The organism is Mycobacterium sp. SMC-16 (genome assembly GCF_046250085.1).
GTDB classification, from domain to species: domain Bacteria; phylum Actinomycetota; class Actinomycetes; order Mycobacteriales; family Mycobacteriaceae; genus Mycobacterium; species Mycobacterium phocaicum.
The window spans coordinates 3,620,761-3,644,894 of record NZ_CP176427.1 but is presented as its reverse complement, the minus strand read 5'-3'; the positions used below and the strand labels follow the sequence as shown (position 1 = coordinate 3,644,894).

Genomic DNA, 24,134 nt, shown 5'->3' with positions numbered 1-24,134 from the left:
GAGGATGTACAGAGGCTCAGGCGTGCTCACTTCGCAATCTCCCAGGCATAGGTGGTGCGCTCGACACCGTCGGCATCGGTGTACAGCGGCATGGTGGTCAGTTCCATCTCCATGCCGACCTTGAGATCCGCGGCGAGTGTGCCCTCGACGACCTTGCCCAGCACGATGAGGCCCTCGGCCTCCAACTGGACAGCGGCGATGGCGAACGGCTCGAACGGGTCGGCTGCCGGGTACGGCGCCGGCGGGGGATAGCGGTTCTCGGTGTAGCTCCACACCGTGCCGCGGCGCGACAACGCGACGGGCTCGAGCACGTCGCTGTCACACGCCGGGCTGGGGCAGTTGTTGGCGCGAGGCGGGAAAACGTAGGTCCCGCACTGCGGGCACTTGGCCCCGATCAGGTGTGGCGCACCGTTTTCGTCGGTATCCCACCAACCTTCAATTGCCGGCTGACTCCCGGCTTCCGTCACTCCTGGCACGAGCTCAGCGTAGCTGCCAATAGGCCCGAAACTGAAACGTGTTGCAGTTTTATCCCGGCAGCCGGGAAAACCCATTGTAGTGTACGAAACGGTTTCGTACACTTCTGCCATGGTTCGAGGGATGGCGCGGGAACAGGCGGTGCTCGCAGCGACGGCCGAGTTGCTCGTCGAGCGGGGTTACGCGGCATTGACCACCGACGCGGTGGCGGTGCGGGCGGGTGCCAGCAAGGCGACCATCTATCGCCGCTGGCCGAACAAGGCGCAACTCGTCCGGGCCACGCTCGACGCCGCGGACGCCGCCCGGAACGCGTCGATGCCCGATACCGGGGCGCTGCGCAGTGACCTGTTCGCCGTGATGGAAGCCGTCGCCGCGAATGTCGCCGACCCGTTGACCCGGGTCACGGCGGAACTCGCGACGCTCATGCGCCACGACGAACAGCTCGCCGAGGCCATCCGCCAACACCTCGACAAAGAGGAGCTGTCGCCGTTCCATGACGCGCTGCAACGCGCCATCGCGCGGGGCGACATCGCCGCCTGCGCCGACGTCGAACTGATCCACGATGTCGCCGAGGCGATGATCCTGCGGCAAATGCACCTCGACCGCCCCGTCGACGCCGCCTTCAGTGCGCGGCTCATCGACGACGTGCTGCTGCCCCTGTTGGGCGGTGCCCGATGAGCGTGGTGATCGCCGGCGCCGGGCCGACCGGACTGACCCTCGCCATCGAGCTGGCGCGCCGCGGCGTACCGGTTCGCGTGCTGGACCGGGCGCGGGCGTTGTTTCCCGGCTCGCGCGGCAAAGGACTGCAACCGCGCACCCTCGAGGTGTTTGACGACCTGGGTGTCATCGGTGCGGTACTGGCGGCCGGTGAGACGTTTCCGCCCATGCGGCTGTACCGCGGCGCGGAGGTGGTCTGGACCAAACCGATCTACGAGCTGCTGGGCCTGCCCGAAGTGGCGGCCACGCCGGCCGTGCCGTATCCCTTCACGTGGCTGATCCCGCAATGGCGGACCGACCAGATCCTGGCGGCACGGTTCGCCGAACTCGGTGGGACCATCGAATTCGATACCGAGGTAACAGGTTTCGCGCAGAACGACGAGGGTGTGACCGTACAGACCGGTCGCGGCCCGATCCGTGCCGCCTACCTCGTGGGCGCCGACGGCGGTCGTAGCACGGTGCGCAAGGTGTCCGGCGTCGATTTTCTCGGCGGTGCGTTGACCGAGGAACGCATCATCGTGGGCGACGTCCGGGTGACCGGGCTCGACGGCAGGTGCTGTCACCTGCTGACGCGTGACGGTGACCAGGCCAAGCGGTTCTCGCTGTGGAACCTGCCGGGCAGCGAGCACTTTCAGCTTGTGGTGACGATGGCGCCAGGTGAGCAACCGCCGGCGCTGACGCTTGCCGCGATGCAGGAACTGCTCGAACAGCGCTCGGGCCGGACTGATGTGGTGCTGTCGGACCTGCGGTGGATTTCGGAGTACCGCGTGAATCTGTTGATGGCGCAACAGTTCCGGATGGGCCGGGTGCTGCTGGCCGGCGACGCGGCCCACGTGCATTCACCGGCCGGGGGACAGGGCGTCAACACCGGCGTGCAGGACGCCTACAACCTCGCAGGCCGGCGACCGCGCACCCGACGGCCTGTTGCCCGACGGTCGCCAGCTGTTCGACGTCTTCCGTGGACCGCACTGGACGGTGCTCGAATTCGGGAGAGCTGCAGCCGATTTCGGCGTTCCGCAAGCCCGCCTGAGCTCCGGGCCGGACTACGACGTGCCGGACGGCTCCTACGTCTTGGTTCGGCCCGACGGCCACATCGCGGCGATCACCGATCAGCCGGAAGCGATCCGCGAACAGCTGCGTCGCTTCGATCCGGTGCGGGCGGGCAGCCCGTCATGACCGGGTGCTCGTCGCGGTCTCGGCCCGGTACCGGGTGGTGACCCGCGCCAGATCCGCCGGCGCCCGCGATGCCCCCGCGACGTGCATCTCGCGGTTGGCGGCGATGACATCGGCGGTCTCGGCGCGCCGGGCCTGCTCGTAACTCCGGAGCCCGTCGAAGCCGTGGGCCGCCAGTTCGTCGGCGAGCACCCGCGCGTCCACGATCGACTGCGACGCACCGTTGGCCCCGACGGGGTACATCGGGTGCGCGGCGTCGCCGAGCAGCGTCACCAGACCCGCGCCCCAGTGTGGCAGCGGGTCCTTGTCGACCATGGGGTAACTGAACAGCGCCGGGCTGTGGCCGATCAGCGCACTCATGTCGAGCCAGTCGAGATCCCAGTCGGCGACGTGCGGCAGGACATCGTCGGCGGTCGCGGGTGCGTTCCACCTGGCGTCGCCGTCCACCGGGCCGGGCAGCCCGGTGGGCACCTGCAGTACCCAGTTCACCTGACCGCCGCCGATGGGATACGTGATGAGGTCAACCCCGTTGTCGGCCTTGACGATTGCCATGGTATGCCCGTCGAGGAACGGCGTGATGTCACTGGCCCCGCGGTACATGGTGATACCGGACGAGAGCAAGGGATCGGGGCCGCGATGCAGCGCCGCGCGCACGACGGAGTTGATGCCGTCGGCGCCGACGAGGGCCGAGCCCGCGACCGGGCCGGCCGCGGTGTCCACGACGACACCGTCGGCGCGCTGCCGGAATCCGGTGACGCCGCTGCCGGTGCGGACCGCGTCGGCGCCGAGACGTTCCCGCACCGCGTCGAGCAGCATCATCTGCAACCGCCCACGGTGCACCGACAGCTGCGGGTGGGCGTCGCCCGCAGCCAGTCCGCGGGGTTCGGTGAACAACAGATCGCCGCGACGGGTGTAGAAGCGGATCGCTGACGGGGCCACGGCCATGGCGGTCAACGCGTCACCGAGGCCGAGCTCGGTGAGTTCGCGGACCGCGTGCGGCAGCAGATTGATTCCAACGCCCAACGGCTGCAGGTCATTTGCGCGTTCCAGCACGAGTGCGTCGAATCCGCGCGTTTGCAGGGTCAAGGCTGTGGTGAGTCCGCCGATACCGGCGCCGGCGATGAGTACTGGTGTCATGTCTCCAGCCTCAGCGCGCCAAAACCATAAGTCCAATATCGATCTGGTCCACAAACTATAATCATTGCTTATGGAACTGCGGCAGTTCGAGTACTTCGTCGCCGTCGCCGAGGAAGCCAACTTCACCCGCGCCGCCGAGCGCATCCACGTCGCGCAACCCGCGGTCAGCGCCCAGATCGCCCGGCTGGAGCGCGAATTGGGCGAGCCGCTGTTCGACCGCGCCCGGCGAGAGGTTCGGTTGACGGCCGCGGGAGAGGCGGTGCTGCCGCACGCGCGGGCGGCCCTCGCGGCGGCGGCCGATGCGCGGACCGCGGTCGCCGAATTGAGCGACCTCGTGCGCGGCTCCGTGACCATCGGCACGGTCGCCGCGCATGACGTCGACGTGCCGAGCCTGCTGGCCCGGTTCCATGAGGCCCATCCACACGTCGACATCACCCTCGGCACCGCCAATTCGGACGCGTTGATCGAGGGGATACGCACCGGGCAGCTGGACGCCGCCATCGTGTCGGTCGGCGCCGCGCTGCCGTCGGGGCTCGCAGCCGTCGTCGTGACCGACCAGCCGATCGTGGCCGCCGTCGCCCTCGACGATCCTTGGCACACGCGGCGGGCCCTGCGGCTGGCGGAGCTGGCCGGCCGCGCCGTCATCGCGCTGCCCGTCGGCACCGGCATCCGGCACCAGTTCGACGGCGCATGCGCCGCCGTCGGCGTCGACGTGCACGTCGCCTTCGAGGCGAGCACACCGCAGGCGCTGGCCGACCTCGCCGCGCGGGGTCTGGGGGTCGCCGTGTTGCCGCAAGCGATGGTGCGGTCGCGTACCGATCTGCACTTGATCAAGCTGACACCGGCACTGCGGGGTCGGCTGGTGTTCGCGTGGCGGGCCGGTGGGCCGATGAGCCCGGCGGCCCGGGAGTTGGTGAACATGGCGCGGCGGTTACTGGCTGTCGGTGGGGCTGAATAGAGTTAGAGCCGTGAGCCCCACCGCAACGGACGCCCCGCCCACCACCAAGCCCACATTGATGCTGCTGGACGGCAATTCACTGGCGTTCCGAGCGTTCTACGCGCTGCCCGCCGAGAACTTCAAGACGCAGGGCGGGCTGACCACCAACGCGGTGTACGGCTTCACCGCCATGCTCATCAATCTGCTGCGCGACGAGAAGCCGACGCACGTCGCGGCGGCTTTCGACGTGTCCCGCCAGACGTTCCGCAAAGAGAAGTACCCGGAGTACAAGGAGGGGCGGGCCGCCACGCCCGACGAGTTCCGCGGCCAGATCGACATCACCAAAGAGGTGCTGGGGGCGCTCGGCATCACGGTGCTGGCCGAAGACGGGTTCGAGGCCGACGACCTGATCGCCACGCTGGCCACGCAGGCCGAGGCGGAGGATTTCCGCGTGCTGGTCGTCACCGGCGACCGCGACTCGCTGCAGCTCGTCACCGACGACGTGACGGTGCTGTACCCGAAGAAGGGCGTCAGCGACCTGCACCGCTTCACCCCCGACGCCGTGGTGGAGAAGTACGGCCTCACTCCGACGCAGTACCCGGATTTCGCGGCCCTGCGCGGCGACCCGAGTGACAACCTGCCCGGTATCCCCGGTGTGGGGGAGAAGACGGCGTCCAAATGGATCAACCAGTACGGCTCGCTGCAGGCGCTGGTCGACCATGTCGATGAGGTCAAAGGCAAGGTCGGCGACTCGCTGCGGGCCAATCTCTCCAGCGTCATCCTCAACCGTGAGCTGACCGACCTGGTCCGGAACGTGCCGCTGGCACACACCCCGGAGGCCCTACGGGTGCAGCCGTGGGACCGCGACCGCATCCACCAGCTGTTCGACGACCTGGAGTTCCGGGTCCTGCGGGACCGGCTGTTCGACACGCTGTCGCCCGTGGAGCCCGAGGTCGAGCTCGGTTTCGACGTCCGCGGCGGACTGCTCGAACCGGGCACCCTGGCGGCCTGGCTCGCCGAGCACAGCAACGGCAGCCGCTTCGGCATGGCCGTCGCGGGCACGCACAAGGCCTTCGACGCCGACGCGACCGCGGTGGCGATCGTGTCGGCCAGCGGCGAAGGCGTCTACATCGACACCGCGCGGCTGGACGCCGAGGATGAAGCGGCGCTGGCGTCGTGGTTGGCCGATCCGGGTCCGCCGAAGGCGCTGCACGAGGCGAAGCTGGCGTGGCACGACCTGCTCGGCCGCGGCTGGCCGCTCGCCGGTGTCACTTCCGACACGGCACTGGCGGCGTATCTGGTCCGTCCGGGGCAGCGCAGCTTCGCCCTCGACGACCTGTCGGTGCGGTACCTGGGCCGCGAGCTACGGGCGGAAACCAAAGAGGAGCAACAGCTTTCGCTGCTCGACGACCCCGATGAGGTCGACGACGCCGCGGTCCAGGCGCTGATCGTGCGTGCCGCGGCGGTCGGCGATCTGGCCGACGCGCTCGACGTGGAACTCGCCAAGATCGACTCGCTGGCGCTGCTCGGGCAGATGGAGCTTCCGGTACAGCGCGCCCTCGCCGAGATGGAGAACGCCGGCATCGCCGTCGACATCGAACTGCTCGGCCGGCTGCAGAGCCAGTTCTCCGACCAGATTCGCGACGCCGCCGAGGCGGCCTACGCGGCGATCGGTGAGCAGATCAACCTGGGCTCGCCCAAGCAGCTGCAGGTGGTGCTGTTCGACAAGCTCGAGATGCCGAAGACCAAGCGCACCAAGACCGGCTACACCACGGATGCCGATGCGCTGCAATCACTTCTGGACAAGACGGGCCACCCGTTCCTGCAGCATCTGCTGGCGCATCGTGACGCGACCCGGCTCAAGGTCACCGTCGACGGACTGCTGAACGCGGTCGCGTCCGACGGCCGCATCCACACCACCTTCAACCAGACCATCGCCGCCACCGGTCGCTTGTCGTCGACCGAGCCGAACCTGCAGAACATCCCGATCCGCACCGAAGCGGGCCGGCAGATCCGTGAGGCGTTCGTCGTCGGCAAGGGCTTCACCGAGCTCATGACCGCCGACTACAGCCAGATCGAGATGCGCATCATGGCGCACCTGTCGGGCGATGCAGGCCTCATCGAAGCCTTCAACACCGGCGAGGACCTGCACACCTTCGTCGCGTCGCGGGCCTTCGGCGTGCCGAGCGAAGAGGTGACCGCGGAACTGCGCCGCCGGGTCAAGGCCATGTCATACGGCCTGGCCTACGGGTTGTCGGCGTATGGCCTGGCCTCGCAGCTGAAGATCTCGACCGAAGAAGCCAAGCAGCAGATGGACCAGTACTTCGACCGGTTCGGCGGGGTACGCGACTACCTGCACTCGGTGGTCGAACAGGCCCGCAAGGACGGCTACACCTCGACGGTGCTGGGGCGCCGGCGCTACCTGCCGGAACTCGACAGCAGCAACCGCAACGTCCGCGAGGCGGCCGAGCGGGCCGCGCTCAACGCGCCCATCCAGGGCAGTGCCGCCGACATCATCAAGGTCGCGATGACCAACGTCGACCGCGCGATGGAGGACGCCGGGCTGAAGTCACGCATCCTGCTTCAGGTGCACGACGAATTGCTGTTCGAGGTGGCCGAGGGCGAGCGGGATGCGCTCGAGACCTTGGTGCGTGAGCAGATGGGCAGCGCCTACCCGCTGGACGTGCCGCTCGAGGTGTCGGTCGGATACGGCCCGAGTTGGGACGCCGCCGCCCACTAGGGCTAGGCGTCGGCCGCCAACCCGATCCCGAGCGCAACGAGGATCGCGCCCATGGCGCGTTCGATGCGCTGACGAACGTGGGTGCGGCTCAAGATGTTCCGCGCCCGGTCGGCCGCCAGGACGACACCGACGCACCACGAGGTGTCGATGACGAGTTGGATGGCGGCGAGCACCAGCAGCGTCGGCAGCACGGGGCCGCCGGCCGGCAGGAACTGGGGGAGCACCACGATCCCGAAGGCCGCGGCCTTCGGGTTGGCGGCGATCGACACGAGTGCGGCACGGAACGCCGCGCCCGGGGTGCGGCCGCGCAGCGGCATGGTCACGGCCATGTCGGTGGGGTGTTTCGCACTGCGCCAGGCGCTGATGCCCAGCCAGATCAGGATCGCGGCGCCGACGACGTGCAGCGCCAGCGACAGCCAGTGATTGGCCGCCAGCAGGATTGACAGCCCGCCGCCGCCGGCCAGCGTCCACCCGCAGACACCGATCTCATTGCCGACAACGGCTGCCAGACCGGCCTTGCGGCCGTCGCGCACCGAGCGGTGCAGGAACAATGCCGTCGCCGGTCCGGGCAGCGCGGCCAGGATCACCGACGCGACCAGGAACGCCGGCAGGACGTCGAGAAGGTGCGCGAGCATGCAAGAAGTATCGCTGACCCGCACAAATCGTTAAGTCAGACGGCGCGGTAGTTGGTCAGCCACTGCAGCACCGGCGCCCGCGCCCGCGTGGCGGTCAGCCAGTACGCCTCCTCGGCATGCAGCTGGTAGGTCCGCTGGTCGGCCAGGCCCCGGTCGATGCGGTCCCGGACGAATGCCAACTCGACGACCTGCACGGCGAACTCCTTCACCGATTTCCCGGCCGGCGCGCCGCCGATCCGCGTCGCCGTCGCGATCGCCGCCTTGCGGGTCCGCATCGATCCGAGCCACGTCGCCTCGTTGGGGGTGATCAGGCCGGAGGCGATGAGTCCGGGCAGCTTCTCGGCGACCACCCGCTGCTCGCGACGGCGCCCCAGCACGCCCGTGACGATGGCGAGGGTGAAGATCGGCACCATCCAGAACAGGTAGACCGCGAAGTAGGCGCCGGCGCCGACGACGGTCGAGCCGTTCCACAACATGTGCATGACCACCGCGGCGACGTAGCCGAGTCCGATGTAGAGCACCTTGGCGCCGGCGCTGCGATGCTGCAGCGCGAGGTACACGCCGATGCCGGTCATGCTGGTGAACAGCGGATGCGCGAAGGGGCCCATGATCAGCCGCAGCGCGGCGGTGAGCAGGGAGTGCGCGATGGTCTCGCCCATGGCGATGTAGAAGATGTTCTCCAGCCACGCGAAGCCCGCGGCGACGAAACCGGCGTAGACGAGGCAGTCCGTCAGCGAATTGAGCTCGTTGCGGCGCCGGCCGGTCATCATCAGCAGCAGGAACGCGCCCTTGGCGGCCTCTTCGATCACCGGTGCGCCGATGGCCATCGCCGCGAAACCGTCCTTGCCGAGCAGCGGCGTCGACATGGTTTCCAGGACCACCGAGATGACGACGCTGATGGAGGAACCCCAGATGAACGCGAAGATCAGCAGCCGCGGTGGCTCGGGCTCCCAGCGGTCGAACCACAGGTAGGTCAGCAGCACCACCGCAGTCGCGATGCTGGCCAGCACGAATCCGATGGTCATGCCGATCGGGTTGGTCAGCGTGGTCAGGATCAGGACGCAGCCGATCAGCACACCCAGGCCGATGATCACGCCGAGGGGCGCGCCGACCTTGCGGATTCGCCGCGGCATGGGCGCCAGATACGGATATGGCGGCGGCACGGGCGACGGAGCGGGATACACGACACGAAGACTATCGGCGGAACGGCATTCCCCTGCAGTGGAGCAGACCGCGTTTGGCCTGCGTCTACGGGTCTAGTACCCTCGACAAGTACCTGTGTCCACATGGGCTACGGGTGCGCGTGAGACGTCAGGCGGCAACGCCTCGACGCATCACGAGAAACACCAACCATTTTGTCCCTACGATTCAACCTGTCCGGAGCATCCCACCACATGCCAAGTCCCTCCATCACCTCGCCGCAAGTAGCCATCAACGACATTGGCTCGGCCGAGGACTTTCTCGCCGCTATCGACAAGACCATCAAGTACTTCAACGATGGCGACATCGTCGAAGGGACCATCGTCAAGGTGGACCGTGACGAGGTCCTGCTCGACATCGGCTACAAGACCGAAGGTGTCATTCCTTCTCGCGAACTTTCCATCAAGCACGACGTCGACCCCAACGAGGTCGTTTCCGTGGGCGATGAGGTCGAAGCCCTCGTTCTCACCAAGGAGGACAAGGAAGGCCGCCTGATCCTCTCCAAGAAGCGGGCTCAGTACGAGCGCGCCTGGGGCACCATCGAGGAGCTCAAGGAGAAGGACGAGGCCGTCAAGGGCACCGTCATCGAGGTCGTCAAGGGCGGCCTGATCCTCGACATCGGCCTGCGCGGCTTCCTGCCCGCATCGCTCGTCGAGATGCGCCGTGTCCGCGATCTGCAGCCGTACATCGGCAAGGAGATCGAGGCCAAGATCATCGAGCTCGACAAGAACCGCAACAACGTGGTGCTGTCGCGTCGCGCGTGGCTCGAGCAGACCCAGTCCGAGGTCCGCAGCGAGTTCCTCAACCAGCTCACCAAGGGCGCCATCCGCAAGGGTGTCGTGTCCTCGATCGTCAACTTCGGCGCGTTCGTCGACTTGGGCGGCGTAGACGGCCTGGTGCACGTCTCGGAGCTGTCCTGGAAGCACATCGATCACCCGTCCGAGGTGGTTCAGGTGGGCGACGAGGTCACCGTCGAGGTGCTGGACGTCGACATGGACCGCGAGCGGGTTTCGCTGTCGCTCAAGGCGACTCAGGAAGACCCGTGGCGCCACTTCGCCCGTACCCACGCGATCGGTCAGATCGTCCCGGGCAAGGTCACCAAGCTGGTTCCATTCGGTGCGTTCGTCCGCGTCGAAGAGGGCATCGAGGGCCTGGTGCACATCTCGGAGCTGTCCGAGCGCCACGTCGAGGTCCCGGACCAGGTGGTCCAGGTCGGCGACGACGCGATGGTCAAGGTCATCGACATCGACCTCGAGCGTCGCCGCATCTCGCTGAGCCTCAAGCAGGCCAACGAGGACTACACCGAGGAGTTCGACCCGTCGAAGTACGGCATGGCCGACAGCTACGACGAGCAGGGCAACTACATCTTCCCCGAGGGCTTCGACGCCGACAGCAACGAATGGCTGGAAGGCTTCGAGAAGCAGCGTGACGAGTGGGAGGCCCGGTACGCCGAGGCCGAGCGTCGCCACAAGATGCACACCGCCCAGATGGAGAAGTTCGCCGCGGCCGACGCCGAGGCAGCTGCCCGTCCGGCGACCAGCGGTTCCTCGCGTTCCGAGGAGTCGACCGGTGGCACCCTGGCCAGCGACGCCCAGCTGGCGGCGCTGCGCGAGAAGCTCGCCGGCAACGCCTAAGTAGCAACACAGAAGAACTCCCCGGCTCTCACCGAGCCGGGGAGTTCTTTTTTGTCGACACGTGCGTGTGTATCTATTTGACAATAATTTTCATCAACGGCTTGGCTGGGCGGCGTGCTCAAATTCTTCGCCGTTCTGCTCCTGACGGCTGTCGTCGCCGGGTGTTCCGGCCCCGCCGAGAACGCCGCTCCGGTGGAACAGTCCGCGCGCACCCCGCGGCTGGCCCTGAGCTATGACGGCGGGGTGCTGGTGCTCGACGCCAAGACACTCAAACCAGCCGGCGACGTCCCGCTCGAAGGCTTCCTGCGACTGAATTCCGCCGCGGACGGCCGGCATGTGCTGGTGTCGCAAGCCGGCGGGTTCGCGGTCCTCGATCTCGGCACCTGGACCGACGACCACGGCGACCACGGGCATCACTACACCGCCACCCCGCGGTCGACGGGTATGCGATTCAGCGGCGCCGAGCCCGGCCACGCCGTCGCCCATGACGGCAAGCTCACCCTCTTCTTCGACGGCACCGGCGCGGTGGACATCGTCGACCCGCACGCACTGCTCGCCGGCAAGGCCGAGGTGGCTTCGCATTTCGCGGTTCCCGCCCATCATGGCGTCGCCGTCGCTCGCGGCGACGGGTCGGTGGTCGTGAGCCGCGGCGACGAGCATGCGCGGACCGGTCTGGAAATCCGCGACGCCGCGGGCAGGCCGATCGCGATCAACGACGACTGTCCCGGTCTGCACGGCGAGGCCGCGGCCGCCGACGGTGTGCTGACGTTCGGCTGCCAGAACGGCATACTCATCGTCCGCGGCAACACCATTGAGAAGACTGCCAGCGCGGACCCGTACGGGCGGATCGGCAATCAGGCGGGAAGTGCCGAGTCGCCGGTTGTGCTCGGCGACTACAAGACCGAAGCCGGCGCAAAACTCGAACGCCCCCAACGGTTTACCTTCACCGACACGCAGACCGGCCGGATCACGGTGGTACCGCTCGATGCCAGCTATAGCTTCCGGTCGCTGGATCGCGGGCCGCGCGGTGAGGCGGTCATTCTGGGCACCGACGGCGCACTGCACGTATTCGATGCGAAGACCGCCCGGCGTATTGCGCACATCGGCGTCATCGCGCCGTGGCATGAGCCGGAGGACTGGCACGAGCCGATGCCGAATCTGCATGTACAAGATGGCGTTGCCTACGTCAGCGATCCGCAGATCCGGCGGCTGGTGGCTGTCGACCTGGCCGGCGGTGCGGCCGTCGCGGAAACCACGTTGGAGCGGGCGGTCATCGAGATGACCGGAGTCCGCGGCTGAGGTGAGCGGGGCACCTGACACACTGAAGCCGTGCTTCGTATCGGACTGAGCGGCGGCATCGGCGCCGGAAAATCCACTGTGTCATCGACCTTTGCAGCCGAAGGCGGCATCGTCGTCGACGGTGACGTGATCGCCCGCGAGGTGGTGGAGCCCGGCACCGAGGGGCTGGCCGCCCTGGTGGCGGCCTTCGGCGAGGACATCCTGCTGCCCGACGGTTCGCTCAACCGGCCGGCGCTGGCCGCGGTGGCGTTCAGCGACGACGAGAAGCGCAAGACCCTCAACGGCATCGTGCACCCGCTGGTCGGCAAACGCCGTGCCGAGCTCATCGACGCCGCGCCGGTGGGTTCGGTTGTGGTGGAAGATATTCCGCTGCTCGTCGAGTCGCAGATGGCGCCGCTGTTCCCGTTGGTCGTCATGGTGCACGCCGACGAGGACGTGCGGGTCGCGCGGCTGGTCGAGCACCGCGGCTTCTCGGAGGCGGACGCCCGCGCCCGGATCGCGGCGCAGGCGACCGTTGAACAGCGACAGGCCGTCGCGGACGTCTGGCTGGACAACCACGGCAGCGCCGACGAACTGGCCGCCGCGGCCCGCGAACTGTGGGAGCAGCGCATCGTCCCGTTCGCGCGCAATGTGCAGGCCGGCGTGCCGGTCAGTGTGGCGCCGGCCGTCGTGTCGTACGACGAGACGTGGCCCGAGCAGGCCCGCCGCATCGTGGCCCGGCTGAACACCGCGTGCGGCCACCGGGCGGTGCGGGTCGACCACATCGGGTCGACGGCGGTGCCGGGCCTGGACGCCAAGGACGTCATCGACATCCAGGTGACGGTGAAGTCGCTCGACGTGGCCGACGAGCTCACCGATCTGCTGCTGGCCGCCGGCTACCCCCGGGTCGCGGACATCACCGAAGACGTGGCCCACACCGACGACAAGACGTTGTGGCAGAAGCGCTTTCACGCGTCCGCCGATCCCGGCCGGCCGACCAACGTGCACCTCCGGGTCGACGGCTCGCCGGGTCAGCAGTTCGCCCTGCTGTTCCCGGTGTGGCTCGCCGCCAACCCCGACGAGCGGGTCGAGTACCTGGCGCTCAAGCACGATGCGATCGCTGCCGCGCCGGCCACCAGCGGCGAGTACGCCGACGCCAAGGAGCCCTGGCTCGCCGGTGCGTACCGACGGGCCTGGGCCTGGGCGGACGAAACCGGTTGGCGCCCTTAGTGTGCGACCGGAGTCGCGGGCGCGGCCGGGGTGGCCGGGGTGCCCGGTAGCTCAGCGCTGTACTGCTGGCTGGGATCGAAGTCGGTCACCGAACCGCAGCTGAGCACGCCATAACCGGGGTCCTGGCGCTGCGGCGTCAGGCGCGGGGCGACGAACTGGTCGGCCTGGGCGACGATCTCGTCGTCGACCAGGATCTCGCAGTGCAGGCTGGCCGAGTACGGCCATTGGATCGACACCTGCATGCCGGCGTTCGCCGCGTTGTTCAGCACGGCCGAGGCTTCGAACGATTCGCCGGGGAGCAACGAGGGCGTCGCCGAATTGAGCTGCGTATCGGTGAGGCGGTAGGTGATCAGCGTCCCGCGGGACACCCCGTCGATCCGGGCCCGGTAGGTGACGTTGTGCGGTCCCGCGCTGGGCGGTGCGCTGTCTCCGGCCGGAACCGCCGGCGGTGCGGGCGGTGCGGGCGGGGCCGGGGGAGCCGGGTCGGCAGCTGCCGTCGTCGCGAGAAACAGGGAGGCGCTCGTGGCCACTGCGGTGGCGCACGCCAGCGATGCCGCGGCCAGTCGTCCGCGCCCGATCGATGTCATGGTTGTTGACATTACCCGTCGCGCCAGGTCAGTGACATACCGAGACTGGCTAGCCAATTGTTCAGCTGGTAATTGTGCTGAGCCAGCCCTTCGATGGCGGCCGTCGCCGTCGTGATGGCGCGTTCACCGTCGTCGGTGCTCAGGAGGTGGTGCCGCACCGCGTCGAGAAGCTCGTCGACATCCTCCAGCTCGACACTCTTGCCCGACCGGACGACCAGGTCCAGGTAGTGGTCCTCGGACGTCCAGGCCTGCTCGCCGGCGGTGAACCGGCCGACATCGAGATAGAAGTCCTGGTCGCGTTCATGTCCCGGGTTGAAATGGAAGACGCTGGCCCGTAGGCCGATCGACGGCAGCAGCCAGGACTCCAGGTAGTGGAACTGCGGGCGGCCGGGGGTGGGACGGGCCATGTACAGGCCCCACGGCTCGAGGCGGTACACGTCGACGGCCCGCACGATGCCTTTGGGATCGGTGTTCGTGCGGGCGGCCAGGTCGAACGTCTCGTGCTTGGGTGCGTGGATGGCGCCAGCGTACGCGCTCGTCCGGCGACCGGCAGCGCCTGATGCTCCTATTGGTGTCAAGCAGCTTGGAGCCATGATCTGTATTGATCAGCCAGGGCGTCGTCGCGTTGTAGTCCGCGTTCGATGCGGGAGATGACGGTGGGCCAGACGCCGAAGTGGTTCGCAGCGGCGGTGACGGTGATGTTTTTGGATTGCCGGGCTGGCCGTAGGTCGTTGTATTCAGGTACTGCGATCTGGCGGGTCAGGAGTTTGAAGACTTCGCGGGCGATGGCCCGTTTGAGTTTGCGCAGGATCTCCATTTTGTTGTGGCCCTTGGCGAGCTGTCGTTGCACGTAGTCCTTGGTCGACTGGTGACTGGACATGCGCACCAGGGCGATGCGGTGCAGCGCGTTGTTGGCGGCGCGGTCACCGCCGCGCGATAGGCGGTGCCGGTTGGTCTTACCCGAGGACGCCGGCACTGGCGCGGTGCCGCACAGAGCGGCGAACGCGGCTTCACTGTGCAGCCGGTGCGGGTTGGCTCCGGCGGTGATCAATAGCTGGGCGGCGGTGTCCGGGCCGACACCGTAGGCAGCGCGCAGGCCGGGGTTGGCCTTGGCGACAAGGGCATCGATCTGCGTTTGCAGGGTTTCGGCTTGGGTTTCGAGGAATTGCACGCGTTGGGCGAGCATCTTGGCCGCGGTGAGCAGCGACTGTGCCCACGTGTCGGCCACAGTGTCGGGGCGGCAGCGGGCGATGGCCTCGATCAACTTCAATGTTGTTAAGCCACGGTACTTTTCACGCACCGCATCCGGCGCCGATATCAGCATGGCTTTGATCTGGTTGATCACCGCGGTGCGGTGCTTGACCGCCGAACGACGAGCGATGTGCAGGGCACGCAATCCGGTGGTGGCATCGTCTTTGGGGGTGGCCAGGCCCTCGCCGGCCAACACGGTGCGGGCGGCGCTGTACGCGTCGAGCGGGTCGGATTTTCCTTTGAGTCGGCGGGTGGACTTGACCGCTCTCGTCACCTCCACCACCTCGATCCCCGCGGCGGTTAAGGCCCGGGTGAACCCGGCGCCGTAGCTGGCGGTGCCTTCCACACCGATGCGCACAATGTGGCCCAGTGTCATGAGGAATGCGATCGCCGCGGCGTACCCGGCGCCGGTGGTGGGGAACTCCTTGTCGCCGAGGGTGGCGCCGGTCGTGGTGATCGCGGCGACGTGGATGGTGTCGAGGTGGGTGTCCGCACCGGCGACGATGAGCGCAGATTCTGTCAAGATGATGGTGTCCCTTCTGACCAGCGTTGGGCGGGGCACACACCGGCCAGGGCGGGCAGACAAGACATTGATGAGGAACGGCCAGGCTCCTGATTAAGTCATGTCCGTCCTGTCCGGTGTGAACAAGACGCGCACCACACGGGCCGGGCAAATCAGGTTAAAGACAACCCAGTAGGGCGTCAGTCAGTGCCAGAGCCACGACCCGCGCGGTAACGCTCTTCCATCATCAATGTCGGTGCCCCGGAGTAAACCAGAGTCAACCGGTGCGGCACATATCCGCACCCGAAGAGGGTGGGGGCCCCGATGGGTAATCGAGCGAACATCGTTGTCGTGAAAGACCAAGAGTGGCAGTACGTTTACTCCCACTGCGAGGGCTGCCGCATGGTGGACCTACTGATAGGTGGCCCGCCCTTGGCCTTGCAATTCCTCGAATCGCTGGGCCGCCGGCAGTCCCACGACACCTGGACTGATCCGTTGTGGTGCGACGGCGGTGCAGTCTTCGACTTCGATCGGCGGCGGGTCGTGTTCTTCGGCGACAGCCTCATGGTGGAGATGCCGTTCCGCCGCACAATTCTTGCGGCGCTCGCGGAGGTATGGGCGGGCTACGAGATCTGCTACGCCTACGACGGAACAGCCGAGATCGGCGGATACGTCGGGAAGGAGTTTGCCCTGCCATCGCTGGACGGTCTTTCCGCGCCCAAACTGGCAAAATCCCGGAACTCTTTGTGCCACTTGGTTTCCGTCATCGACGCGTCGGGTGAATTGCGGATGTGGCCGTTGTGGTGGGGTGACAGCAAGGCATGGCACGGGCCGGCGTTGCTGGACAAATTGCCGGGTAGCGGCGTCCGGAGACTGCGGCTCGACAAGATTCCCGAGGGCGGGGTGCACATCGATGTGCCCCGAAACGTGGTCGGGGTGTGGAACACCGCCGACGTCATGGGTGTGTTCCGGGCACTGCCGGAGTTGTGGCGCGGCTGGCGGACCGAATGTTGGGACGATCGCTATGAGGAGCATCTCGCCGCATGCGGAGACGCGCTGCAGCTGCCTGCCCTGGACGAGGCAGATTTCGACGAGGCCCTGAATTGGTTGCGCGAGAGAGCTTGTGGCATGGACCGCAGCTATGCCGCCGTTCCTCCGGATGCCGTCGAATGGGCTCGGTTCGCGGCAGCCTATGACCGCGCGCGGCCGCGCCGGATGAAAACCGCATGACCGCCGCTGAGACCCATTGGTACCATTGGAGGGGTCGGAAGGTACCAATTATGGCGCTGAACATCAAAGACCCGGCCGTCCATGAAGCCGTGAAGGCGATCGCGAAGATCACGGGCGAGTCCCAGGCACAGGCCGTCGCGACTGCGGTCAACGACCGGCTCCGACGACTGCAGGCCGATGATCTGGCAGAGCGCTTGCTGGATATCGCCCGCAGTATCAGGAGCCGGCTGGGTCCCGAGGGACTACCCGACCACGGCGAGCTGCTTTACGACGAATACGGACTGCCGAAATGATCGTGGACACCTCGGCCATCATCGCGCTGGTTGCGGGCGAGGACGACGTGGGAGTCTATGCCCGGGCGATTGCGGCCGCGGTGGTGCCGCGGCTGTCGGCGGCAAGCTATCTCGAATGCGGAATCGTCCTGGATGCACGCCGCGATCCGGTCATCAGTACGCGGTTCGATGACCTGGTGGACAGCGCCGGATTCGTCATCGAACCGGTGACCGAGCATCAGGCCCGGCTGGCCCGCCAGGCCTACCGCGATTTCGGGAAAGGCAGCGGCCACCCCGCGGGCCTCAACTTCGGCGACTGCTTCGCGTATGCGCTGGCGATCGACTGTCGCGAGCCATTGTTGTGGAAGGGCGATGACTTCGGGCACACCGGTGTCCGATCAGCACTCGAGCCCAGCTAGGCGTGGCGACACAGGGCCCGGTCGCCTCACGATCAGAAGTTCACCATCAGAACTTGTAGAACGGCACCAGCTGGTTGGCACGCTGCAGATTGGTCTGCAGGCAGTCCGGGCGGTCGGGAGACTCGATCGGTGAGTAGAACAGCGACTGGTTGATGAGCCCGTAGCTCGTCTTGAAGGTGATCATGCAGGTCACCCACCACCGGTCATTCCAGTCGGTCGGCTTCATGATCCAGTATTGCGCGGCCCGGTGGCCGGCGATGTTCAGCTCGACGGCGTCGGCCGGCAGCGTCTGCTCGTAGGTGCGCCAGACGATCGGCTCGACGGCCATCTGGTAGTTACCGGCGTCGTAGTGGCAGCGCAGGCCGTCTTCGTGGTCGGGCGGGGTGAAGCCCAGGCCCATGGCGTTGATGGCGTCGAGAGGAATCTGATCGCACGGGTCGAATGGGCTCGGGTTCGTGGTGGCGATGATCGGATATTTGATGGTGCTGCTCATCGGGGCGGAGGTGGAGCGCAGCTCGACGTTGTCGCCGCCGGTCGGTGTCACTGGGTTGGTCTGTGTGACCACCACGCCTGCCGTCACGAGCGCACACAGCGCCGACACGAGCCGTAGTTTCCCGGCCATCGCTGCCATGACACCCCTTAGATCCGAGCAATACTGCGGGGAGTCTACAAGTCGCCTGCGTCACACCGGACAGGATGGGAGAACCTGTTCTAGTTTCTCCCGCTGCGCGGGACGGTTGGCACTGCGGCGGGCGTTGCTGTCACCCAAGTACCCTGGATTTTTGTGTCGACTCAGCCGACCCTTTGGGCAATCAGTGACCTGCACATCGGGCACACCGGAAACAAGCCGGTCACCGAGTCGCTGCACCCGGCCTCACCGGACGACTGGCTGATCGTCGCCGGCGACGTCGCCGAGCGCACCGACGATATCCGGTGGTCCCTCGACCTGCTGCGCAAGCGCTTCGCCAAAGTGATCTGGGTGCCGGGCAACCACGAACTGTGGACCACCAACAAGGACCCGATGCAGATCTTCGGGAAGGCCCGCTACGACTACCTGGTCGACATGTGCGACCAGATGGGCATCGTAACGCCCGAGCATCCGTTCCCGGTCTGGACCGGCCCGGGCGGCGCGGCGACCATCGTGCCGATGTTCCTGCTGTACGACTACAGCTTCTTGCCCGCGGGCACCGCGACGAAGGCCGAGGGTCTCGCGCTGGCCAAGGAGCGCAATGTCGTCGGGACCGATGAGTTCCTGCTGTCGAGCGAGCCGTACGCGACCCGGGACGCGTGGTGCCGGGACCGGCTGAACATCACTCGCAAGAAGCTCGACGACCTGGACTGGATGGAGTCGACGGTCCTGGTCAACCACTTCCCGCTGGTGCGCGAACCCTGCGACGCCATGTTCTATCCGGAGTTCTCGCTGTGGTGCGGCACCACCGCGACCAAGGACTGGCACACCCGCTACAACGCCATCTGTTCGGTGTACGGCCACCTGCACATCCCGCGCACCACCTACTACGACGGGGTGCGGTTCGAGGAAGTGTCGGTCGGCTACCCGCGAGAGTGGCGGCGCCGCAAGCCTTATCGGTGGATGCGCCAAATCCTGCCGGATCCCCAGTACCCGCCCGGCTATCTCAACGACTTCGGTGGCCACTTCGAGATCACCCAGGAAATGCGGGAGCACGCGCAGAAGATGCAGGACCGGATCAATTCGAGGCGGTTGTGATGAGTGATGCGCTGCTGACTCAGGTGCTGCCTGACGTGGTGGCCACCGCCGAGACGTACTCGGACCCGGGCAATCTCGTGCCGCTGCCGGAGGAAGAGCCGCTGATCGCCCGGTCGGTGGCCAAGCGCCGCAACGAGTTCATCACCGTGCGGCACTGCGCCCGTGAGGCATTGGGCAAGCTCGATGTCGGCCCGGTCCCGATCCTCAAGGGCGACAAGGGTGAACCGTGCTGGCCCGACGGCATCGTCGGCAGCCTGACGCACTGCGAGGGTTTCCGCGGCGCCGTGGTGGCACGGGCCACAGAGGTGCGCTCGGTCGGTATCGACGCCGAACCGCACGGGGTGCTGCCCAAGGGCGTGCTGGGCGCCGTCGCGTTGCCCGCCGAGCAGGACGCCGTGGCGACGCTCGAGGGTGACCTGCACTGGGACCGAATCCTGTTCTGCGCCAAGGAGGCGACGTACAAGGCCTGGTTCCCGCTGACCCACCGCTGGCTGGGTTTCGAGGACGCGCACATCACGTTCGAGCTGGATTCGTCAGGGAGTTCGGGCACGTTCCTGTCCCGCATCCTCATCGACCCAGTCGCCGAGTCCGGCCCGCCGCTGACCGAACTGCCGGGCCGTTTCACCGTATCGAACGGCCTTGTCCTGACGGCGATCTCGCTGTGAAGGCGGCGTCGAAGCCGGCCCCGCCACCGGGCCTGGTGATCGTCGACAAACCCGCCGGGATGACGAGCCACGACGTCGTCGGCCGGTGCCGGCGACTGTTCGGTACCCGCAAGGTCGGCCATGCCGGCACTTTGGACCCGATGGCCACCGGCGTGCTGGTGGTCGGCATCGAACGGGCCACCAAGATCCTCGGTCTGCTGACCGCCACCGACAAGCAGTACATCGCGACCATCCGGCTCGGCCAGACCACGTCGACCGAAGACGCCGAAGGCGAAGTGCTGGAGACGGTTTCGGCCGCGCATGTGACCGACGACAAGATCGAGTCGGCGGTCGCGGCATTGCGGGGCGAGATCGACCAGGTGCCCTCGGCCGTCAGTGCCATCAAGGTCGACGGCGAGCGCGCGTACAAGTTGGTGCGCGAAGGCAAGGCGCCGGAACTGGCCGCGCGCCGGGTGCGGATCGAACGCTTCACGGTGGACGCGGTCCGCCGGGTCGAGGATTTCGTCGATGTCGATGTCACGGTGGACTGCTCGTCGGGCACCTACATCCGGGCTCTGGCCCGTGACGTCGGCGCCGCACTCGGCGTCGGTGGACATCTGACGGCGTTGCGGCGCACCAAGGTTGGCCGCTATGGGCTGGACGAGGCGCGGACGTTGGAGCAGCTGACCGATGCGGCCGAATTGAGCTACTCGCTGGACGCGGCCTGTCTGCTGGGATTCCCGCGCCGTGACCTCACCGACGACGAGACTGAGGACACCCGCCATGGCCGGGCGCTGAAGCCTGCCGGTATCGACGGGACCTACGCCGCCACGGCACCTGACGGGCAGGTGATCGCGCTGCTGGAGGACGGACCCAAACGCACCAGCAGCGTCGTGGTGCTGCGTCCGGCGACGTTGTAGCGGCGGCTGCGCTGGCGCTTTTACCTTCCAATTGGAATGATTTCGGGCCGGAATCCGCCCTTCGGCCACGTACGATGCAATCGTGACTGCAGGGGTGGACGGGCCGGCCAGGCGGCGTACGCAGGCTGAACGCAGCGCTGCGATGCGCATGCGTCTGCTTGATGCCACGGTGGAATGCCTGGTCACTTACGGCTACGCCGGCACCACGACACAACGGGTCGCAGAAATCGCCGGCGTGACGCGCGGCGCGCAGGTGCACCATTTTCGCTCCAAGGAAGACCTGGTGGCAGCTGCAGTCGAGCACCTTGCCGAACAACGTGTGCAGGCCGCGGTACGGGACCTCGGGAAGGTGGGGAGCAACCCCGATCCGGTCTCGACCATGCTCGACTATCTCTGGGACTCCCATCAGACGGCGGTATTCGTTGCGACGTTGGAACTCTGGGTCGCCGCACGGACCGATCCGGTGCTGGCCGAGCACATCGACCGCGTGGAACCCATCGTCACCGGTGCGTTGATCAGCGCGCTGGCGCAACTTGTCCCCAGTCGGGCTGCGCAGAAGGAGTTGCGCGATCTGGCATTCACGGCCATGGATGCACTGCGGGGGATTCTGCTCTCGAGCTTCGTGGACCGGGACAACGAACGCGCCAGGAAGCGCTGGAACCGGGTGTGTGACCAGCTGCACGGCATGTTTGTCGACGCCCTCGGCGGTAAGTCCGCCAACGTCGAAATTTCTTCGTAACTAACCTTTTTCGCTGCGCCGCAGTGCTTCTATCTGTCGTTTGAACGGCGCCTTAGGCCACCCTCTTGTAAAGATACAAACAGGTTGGTATGTTTCTGTCACCGCACAGAAAGAGAGGGTTCATGCCCAACAAGGTGTATGTGATCGGCGTCGGTATGACGAAGTTCGAAAAGCCCGGCGCTCGGCTCAATCCGGATGGGTCACCCTGGGACTACCCGGACATGGCGCGGGAATCGGGTTCAAAAGCACTGTTGGACGCCGGGATTGACTATCGCGAAGTGCAAGAGGCCTACGTCGGCTATGTCTACGGCGAGTCGACATCGGGGCAGCGGGCGGTCTACGAACTCGGCATGACCGGTATCCCGGTGGTCAACGTCAACAACAACTGCTCGACCGGCTCAACTGCGCTGTATCTCGCCGCGCGTGCCGTACGCAGCGGCCTGGCCGACTGTGCGCTTGCGCTCGGATTCGAGAAGATGCAGCCCGGTTCACTCGGTTCGACCTACGACGACCGCGAGCAGCCCATGGCAAAGCACTTCCTGGCGCTGGCCGAGATCAGCGAGGTGCTGTTCCCGCCGGCGCCGTGGATGTTCGGCGCGGCCGGCCGTGAGCACATGAAGCAGTTCGGCTCCACCGCTGAGCATTTCGCGAAGATCGGCCACAAGAACCACAAGCATTCGGTCAACAATCCGTACGCGCAGTTCCAGGACGAATACAGTCTCGATGACATCCTCGGCGCGCGAATGATCTACGACCCGCTGACCAAGCTGCAGTGCTCCCCGACGTCGGACGGCTCTGGTGCGGCAATCCTCGCGAGCGAGGCGTTCGTCGACAAGCACGGGTTGGCCGATCGTGCGGTGGAGATCGTCGGGCAGGCGATGACCACCGACTTCGAGAACAGCTTCGACGGCACGTGCAAGGCGCTGATCGGATACCACATGAATGTCGCTGCCGCGCAGCAGGTTTACGAGCAGTCGGGGCTCGGCGCCGAAGACTTCCAGGTCATCGAGTTGCACGACTGTTTCAGTGCCAACGAACTGCTGTTGTACGAAGCGCTGGGTCTGTGCGGCGAAGGTGAAGCCGCAAAACTGATCGACAACAGCGACACCACCTACGGCGGGCGCTGGGTCGTCAACCCGTCCGGCGGGCTGATCTCCAAGGGGCATCCCCTGGGCGCCACCGGCCTGGCCCAGTGCGCCGAGCTCACGTGGCAGCTGCGCGGCACCGCCGACAAGCGGCAGGTCTCGGGCGTCACCGCCGCATTGCAGCACAACATCGGCCTGGGCGGGGCCGCCGTCGTCACCGCCTACCAGCGCGCCGAGCGCTGAACCGAAACACCCTCCAACACAAGAGCTAAGGAGCATCACCATGGGACACATCGAAGCGACCAAGAAGCTGTCGGCCTCGCCGGAAGCGCTGTGGGGCATCATCTCGGATCTGTCCAGCTGGGGTGAGTGGTTCACCATCCACGAGAAGTGGATGTGTGACGTGCCGGCGACCGTGACCCCGGGCACCACGCTGACCGCGAAGATCGTCATGCTCGGCATGGCCAACAAGATCGAATGGAAGATCGAGCGGATGGACGCGCCGACCACGTTCGCACTGTCCGGAACCGGGATGGCCGGAGTCAGAGCATCTTTCGAATTCACCGTCACGCCGTCGGGTGACGGTTCGGAATTCAAGGTGGCCGGCGATTTTGAAGGTGCACTCGTCAAGGGCGCGCTGGCCAAGGCCGTCGAGAAGGATGGCGCCAAGCAGCTCGACAAGACGCTCGAGCAGCTCGACGCCCTCGCTGCGGCGGCGGTCTGACGTGGCCGACGAGGAACTTGTTTTCGACGACACCGGGCTCAACAAGTGGACGGAAGACGACCACTTCGAGGTCACCCGCGAGCACCTCATCGATTATGCGAAGGCCACCAATGACCCGATCCCGGCGCACCTGGCCGGTGACGTGGCCCCACCGATCTTCGCGATCGTGCCGGTCTTCGAATCGCTGCTCACCCCGACGGTCGACGTGGCCCCCGTGGAGTTGATCCCGCGGGTCGTCCACGGCGAGCAGGACTTTCACTTCCACCGCCCTATCTATCCCGGCGACAAGCTGGTGTCGCGCGGCATGATGCTCGGCTACGAAGGGCTCGACAACGGCACCCGCGCATCCGTGTATCTGGAATGCCGCACGGATGACGGCGATCTGGTCAACGAGCAGTACGTGACGTGTTTCTTCCGAGGTTTCAACGCCGACAAGAAGATCGGGGAGTTGGGCCCGGAGCACAAGTTCGACGCCACGCTGCGAGACCAGGCTCCGCTGGCCAAGGTCATTCAGCACATCGATGCCGATCAGACGTTCCGGTACTCCCCGGCATCGGGTGACCCGATGCCGATCCACCTCGACGAGGAAGTCGCCAAGGACGCCGGCCTGCCGGGCATCATCGCCCATGGCCTGTGCACCATGGCCTTCACGTCATGGGCCGTGCTGACCGAGGTCGGCGGCGAAGATGTCAACCGGCTCAAGCGATTCGCCGTGCGGTTCTCCAAGATGGTCTTCCCGGGTGACGATCTGGAGACCCGTATCTGGCAGGCCGGTCGCAGCAGCCACACGACGAAGTACGCGTTCGAGACCGTGAGAAATGGCAGCGCCGGTGAGGAATTCGCCATCACCGACGGCCTGGCCGTAATCGCCGACTAGCTG

At 66.6% G+C, this 24,134-nt stretch carries 24 protein-coding genes and 1 pseudogene; 17 read left to right on the top strand and 8 right to left on the bottom strand.

Annotated elements, in window-relative coordinates:
* Positions 1–26 precede the first annotated feature (26 nt).
* The gene (locus tag ACJEIK_RS17635; RefSeq protein ID WP_406784329.1) at positions 27–467 is read right to left on the bottom strand and encodes a Zn-ribbon domain-containing OB-fold protein; all 441 of its coding nucleotides are present in this window, start codon (positions 465–467) and stop codon (positions 27–29) included.
* 118 nt (positions 468–585) lie between these two features.
* Here ACJEIK_RS17635 and ACJEIK_RS17630 point away from each other — a divergent pair, with 118 nt between their 5' ends.
* Together ACJEIK_RS17630 and ACJEIK_RS17625 are read left to right on the top strand one after the other, a co-directional pair.
* Positions 586–1,152, top strand: coding sequence for a TetR/AcrR family transcriptional regulator (locus ACJEIK_RS17630; RefSeq protein WP_406802414.1), 567 nt, complete (start codon positions 586–588; stop codon positions 1,150–1,152).
* Positions 1,149–2,367 (top strand): annotated as a pseudogene (locus ACJEIK_RS17625) (FAD-dependent monooxygenase). Before ACJEIK_RS17630 ends, ACJEIK_RS17625 begins: the two are co-directional and overlap by 4 nt.
* Here ACJEIK_RS17625 and ACJEIK_RS17620 read toward each other — a convergent pair.
* Entirely contained in the window at positions 2,362–3,501 is a 1,140-nt protein-coding gene (locus ACJEIK_RS17620) for an FAD-dependent monooxygenase (protein ID WP_406802415.1), read from the bottom strand. The pseudogene ACJEIK_RS17625 and the gene ACJEIK_RS17620 sit on opposite strands and share 6 nt — an antisense overlap.
* 70 nt (positions 3,502–3,571) lie before the next feature.
* Here ACJEIK_RS17620 and ACJEIK_RS17615 point away from each other — a divergent pair, with 70 nt between their 5' ends.
* The gene (locus ACJEIK_RS17615; RefSeq protein ID WP_406802416.1) at positions 3,572–4,459 is read left to right on the top strand and encodes a LysR family transcriptional regulator; all 888 of its coding nucleotides are present in this window, start codon (positions 3,572–3,574) and stop codon (positions 4,457–4,459) included.
* A 58-nt stretch (positions 4,460–4,517) separates the two neighbouring features.
* The gene (gene polA, locus ACJEIK_RS17610; RefSeq protein ID WP_163693098.1) at positions 4,518–7,178 is read left to right on the top strand and encodes a DNA polymerase I; all 2,661 of its coding nucleotides are present in this window, start codon (positions 4,518–4,520) and stop codon (positions 7,176–7,178) included.
* 2 nt (positions 7,179–7,180) lie between these two features.
* Here the strand turns inward: polA and ACJEIK_RS17605 are convergent, their stop codons facing one another.
* On the bottom strand, positions 7,181–7,813 hold the full coding sequence (locus tag ACJEIK_RS17605) for a LysE family translocator (RefSeq protein WP_133427713.1): 633 nt from the start codon (positions 7,811–7,813) through the stop codon (positions 7,181–7,183).
* Between the two features lie 35 nt (positions 7,814–7,848).
* A complete protein-coding gene (locus ACJEIK_RS17600; RefSeq protein ID WP_133427745.1) occupies positions 7,849–8,946 on the bottom strand; it encodes a PrsW family intramembrane metalloprotease in 1,098 nt (365 codons plus the stop codon).
* Positions 8,947–9,207: 261 nt separating this feature from the next.
* Between ACJEIK_RS17600 and rpsA the strand changes: the two genes are divergently transcribed.
* From rpsA to coaE, 3 genes are all read left to right on the top strand, one after another.
* Positions 9,208–10,647 carry a 30S ribosomal protein S1 gene (rpsA, locus tag ACJEIK_RS17595; protein WP_061006315.1) on the top strand — a complete coding sequence of 480 codons (1,440 nt, stop codon included), beginning with the start codon at positions 9,208–9,210 and terminating at the stop codon, positions 10,645–10,647.
* 114 nt (positions 10,648–10,761) lie between these two features.
* Positions 10,762–11,946 carry a hypothetical protein gene (locus ACJEIK_RS17590; RefSeq protein ID WP_406802417.1) on the top strand — a complete coding sequence of 395 codons (1,185 nt, stop codon included), beginning with the start codon at positions 10,762–10,764 and terminating at the stop codon, positions 11,944–11,946.
* A gap of 30 nt (positions 11,947–11,976) precedes the next feature.
* Entirely contained in the window at positions 11,977–13,155 is a 1,179-nt protein-coding gene (gene coaE, locus ACJEIK_RS17585; protein ID WP_138249707.1) for a dephospho-CoA kinase, read from the top strand.
* Here the strand turns inward: coaE and ACJEIK_RS17580 are convergent.
* Genes ACJEIK_RS17580 through ACJEIK_RS17570 form a run of 3 tightly spaced genes read right to left on the bottom strand, consistent with a single transcriptional unit; the run spans position 13,152 to position 15,516 of the window.
* A complete protein-coding gene (locus ACJEIK_RS17580; protein ID WP_138249706.1) occupies positions 13,152–13,742 on the bottom strand; it encodes a hypothetical protein in 591 nt (196 codons plus the stop codon). The two genes, coaE and ACJEIK_RS17580, sit on opposite strands and share 4 nt — an antisense overlap.
* Positions 13,743–13,753: 11 nt before the next feature.
* Positions 13,754–14,260, bottom strand: coding sequence for a DUF402 domain-containing protein (locus ACJEIK_RS17575; protein WP_133427710.1), 507 nt, complete (start codon positions 14,258–14,260; stop codon positions 13,754–13,756).
* Positions 14,261–14,316: 56 nt separating this feature from the next.
* Positions 14,317–15,516, bottom strand: coding sequence for an IS110 family transposase (locus tag ACJEIK_RS17570; RefSeq protein ID WP_133426027.1), 1,200 nt, complete (start codon positions 15,514–15,516; stop codon positions 14,317–14,319).
* A 411-nt stretch (positions 15,517–15,927) separates the two neighbouring features.
* Here ACJEIK_RS17570 and ACJEIK_RS17565 point away from each other — a divergent pair, with 411 nt between their 5' ends.
* From ACJEIK_RS17565 to ACJEIK_RS17555, 3 genes are read left to right on the top strand one after another with little or no spacing between them, the layout of a single operon-like run.
* Positions 15,928–16,725: a hypothetical protein gene (locus ACJEIK_RS17565; RefSeq protein ID WP_060999654.1), complete on the top strand. Its 798-nt coding sequence runs from the start codon at positions 15,928–15,930 to the stop codon at positions 16,723–16,725.
* Between the two features lie 50 nt (positions 16,726–16,775).
* On the top strand, positions 16,776–17,018 hold the full coding sequence (locus tag ACJEIK_RS17560; RefSeq protein WP_060999656.1) for a type II toxin-antitoxin system VapB family antitoxin: 243 nt from the start codon (positions 16,776–16,778) through the stop codon (positions 17,016–17,018).
* The gene (locus tag ACJEIK_RS17555) at positions 17,015–17,416 is read left to right on the top strand and encodes a type II toxin-antitoxin system VapC family toxin (RefSeq protein WP_060999658.1); all 402 of its coding nucleotides are present in this window, start codon (positions 17,015–17,017) and stop codon (positions 17,414–17,416) included. The genes ACJEIK_RS17560 and ACJEIK_RS17555 overlap by 4 nt, the downstream gene beginning before the upstream one ends.
* Positions 17,417–17,462: 46 nt before the next feature.
* Here ACJEIK_RS17555 and ACJEIK_RS17550 read toward each other — a convergent pair whose 3' ends face one another.
* Positions 17,463–18,038, bottom strand: coding sequence for a DUF3558 domain-containing protein (locus ACJEIK_RS17550; RefSeq protein WP_060999754.1), 576 nt, complete (start codon positions 18,036–18,038; stop codon positions 17,463–17,465).
* Positions 18,039–18,200: 162 nt separating this feature from the next.
* Here ACJEIK_RS17550 and ACJEIK_RS17545 point away from each other — a divergent pair, with 162 nt between their 5' ends.
* The 7 genes from ACJEIK_RS17545 (at position 18,201) to ACJEIK_RS17515 (ending at position 24,131) form a co-directional block, all read left to right on the top strand.
* Entirely contained in the window at positions 18,201–19,142 is a 942-nt protein-coding gene (locus ACJEIK_RS17545) for a metallophosphoesterase (protein WP_060999659.1), read from the top strand.
* Positions 19,142–19,807, top strand: coding sequence for a 4'-phosphopantetheinyl transferase (locus tag ACJEIK_RS17540; protein WP_060999660.1), 666 nt, complete (start codon positions 19,142–19,144; stop codon positions 19,805–19,807). Before ACJEIK_RS17545 ends, ACJEIK_RS17540 begins: the two co-directional genes overlap by 1 nt.
* A gap of 59 nt (positions 19,808–19,866) precedes the next feature.
* Positions 19,867–20,706, top strand: a complete 840-nt coding sequence (truB, locus tag ACJEIK_RS17535) for a tRNA pseudouridine(55) synthase TruB (protein ID WP_060999756.1) — start codon at positions 19,867–19,869, stop codon at positions 20,704–20,706.
* 79 nt (positions 20,707–20,785) lie between these two features.
* Entirely contained in the window at positions 20,786–21,445 is a 660-nt protein-coding gene (locus tag ACJEIK_RS17530; protein ID WP_409347419.1) for a TetR/AcrR family transcriptional regulator, read from the top strand.
* Positions 21,446–21,567: 122 nt separating this feature from the next.
* Positions 21,568–22,773 carry a lipid-transfer protein gene (locus tag ACJEIK_RS17525; protein WP_135356241.1) on the top strand — a complete coding sequence of 402 codons (1,206 nt, stop codon included), beginning with the start codon at positions 21,568–21,570 and terminating at the stop codon, positions 22,771–22,773.
* 40 nt (positions 22,774–22,813) lie between these two features.
* Positions 22,814–23,254, top strand: coding sequence for an SRPBCC family protein (locus tag ACJEIK_RS17520; protein WP_060999665.1), 441 nt, complete (start codon positions 22,814–22,816; stop codon positions 23,252–23,254).
* A gap of 1 nt (position 23,255) precedes the next feature.
* Complete coding sequence (locus tag ACJEIK_RS17515) at positions 23,256–24,131, top strand: MaoC/PaaZ C-terminal domain-containing protein (protein ID WP_409430049.1); 876 nt, start codon at positions 23,256–23,258, stop codon at positions 24,129–24,131.
* Positions 24,132–24,134: the final 3 nt, after the last annotated feature.

Coding starts and splice junctions, on each gene's coding strand:
- ACJEIK_RS17615 (WP_406802416.1), top strand. CDS start 3,572: ATGGAACTGCGGCAGTTCGAGTACTTCGTCGCCGTCGCCGAGGAAGCC.
- ACJEIK_RS17560 (WP_060999656.1), top strand. CDS start 16,776: ATGGCGCTGAACATCAAAGACCCGGCCGTCCATGAAGCCGTGAAGGCG.
- ACJEIK_RS17525 (WP_135356241.1), top strand. CDS start 21,568: ATGCCCAACAAGGTGTATGTGATCGGCGTCGGTATGACGAAGTTCGAA.
- ACJEIK_RS17580 (WP_138249706.1), bottom strand. CDS start 13,742: ATGACATCGATCGGGCGCGGACGACTGGCCGCGGCATCGCTGGCGTGC.
- polA (WP_163693098.1), top strand. CDS start 4,518: ATGCTGCTGGACGGCAATTCACTGGCGTTCCGAGCGTTCTACGCGCTG.
- ACJEIK_RS17605 (WP_133427713.1), bottom strand. CDS start 7,813: ATGCTCGCGCACCTTCTCGACGTCCTGCCGGCGTTCCTGGTCGCGTCG.
- ACJEIK_RS17620 (WP_406802415.1), bottom strand. CDS start 3,501: ATGACACCAGTACTCATCGCCGGCGCCGGTATCGGCGGACTCACCACA.
- ACJEIK_RS17630 (WP_406802414.1), top strand. CDS start 586: ATGGTTCGAGGGATGGCGCGGGAACAGGCGGTGCTCGCAGCGACGGCC.
- ACJEIK_RS17520 (WP_060999665.1), top strand. CDS start 22,814: ATGGGACACATCGAAGCGACCAAGAAGCTGTCGGCCTCGCCGGAAGCG.
- ACJEIK_RS17540 (WP_060999660.1), top strand. CDS start 19,142: ATGAGTGATGCGCTGCTGACTCAGGTGCTGCCTGACGTGGTGGCCACC.
- truB (WP_060999756.1), top strand. CDS start 19,867: ATGACGAGCCACGACGTCGTCGGCCGGTGCCGGCGACTGTTCGGTACC.
- rpsA (WP_061006315.1), top strand. CDS start 9,208: ATGCCAAGTCCCTCCATCACCTCGCCGCAAGTAGCCATCAACGACATT.
- ACJEIK_RS17550 (WP_060999754.1), bottom strand. CDS start 18,038: ATGGCCGGGAAACTACGGCTCGTGTCGGCGCTGTGTGCGCTCGTGACG.
- ACJEIK_RS17555 (WP_060999658.1), top strand. CDS start 17,015: ATGATCGTGGACACCTCGGCCATCATCGCGCTGGTTGCGGGCGAGGAC.
- ACJEIK_RS17600 (WP_133427745.1), bottom strand. CDS start 8,946: ATGCCGCGGCGAATCCGCAAGGTCGGCGCGCCCCTCGGCGTGATCATC.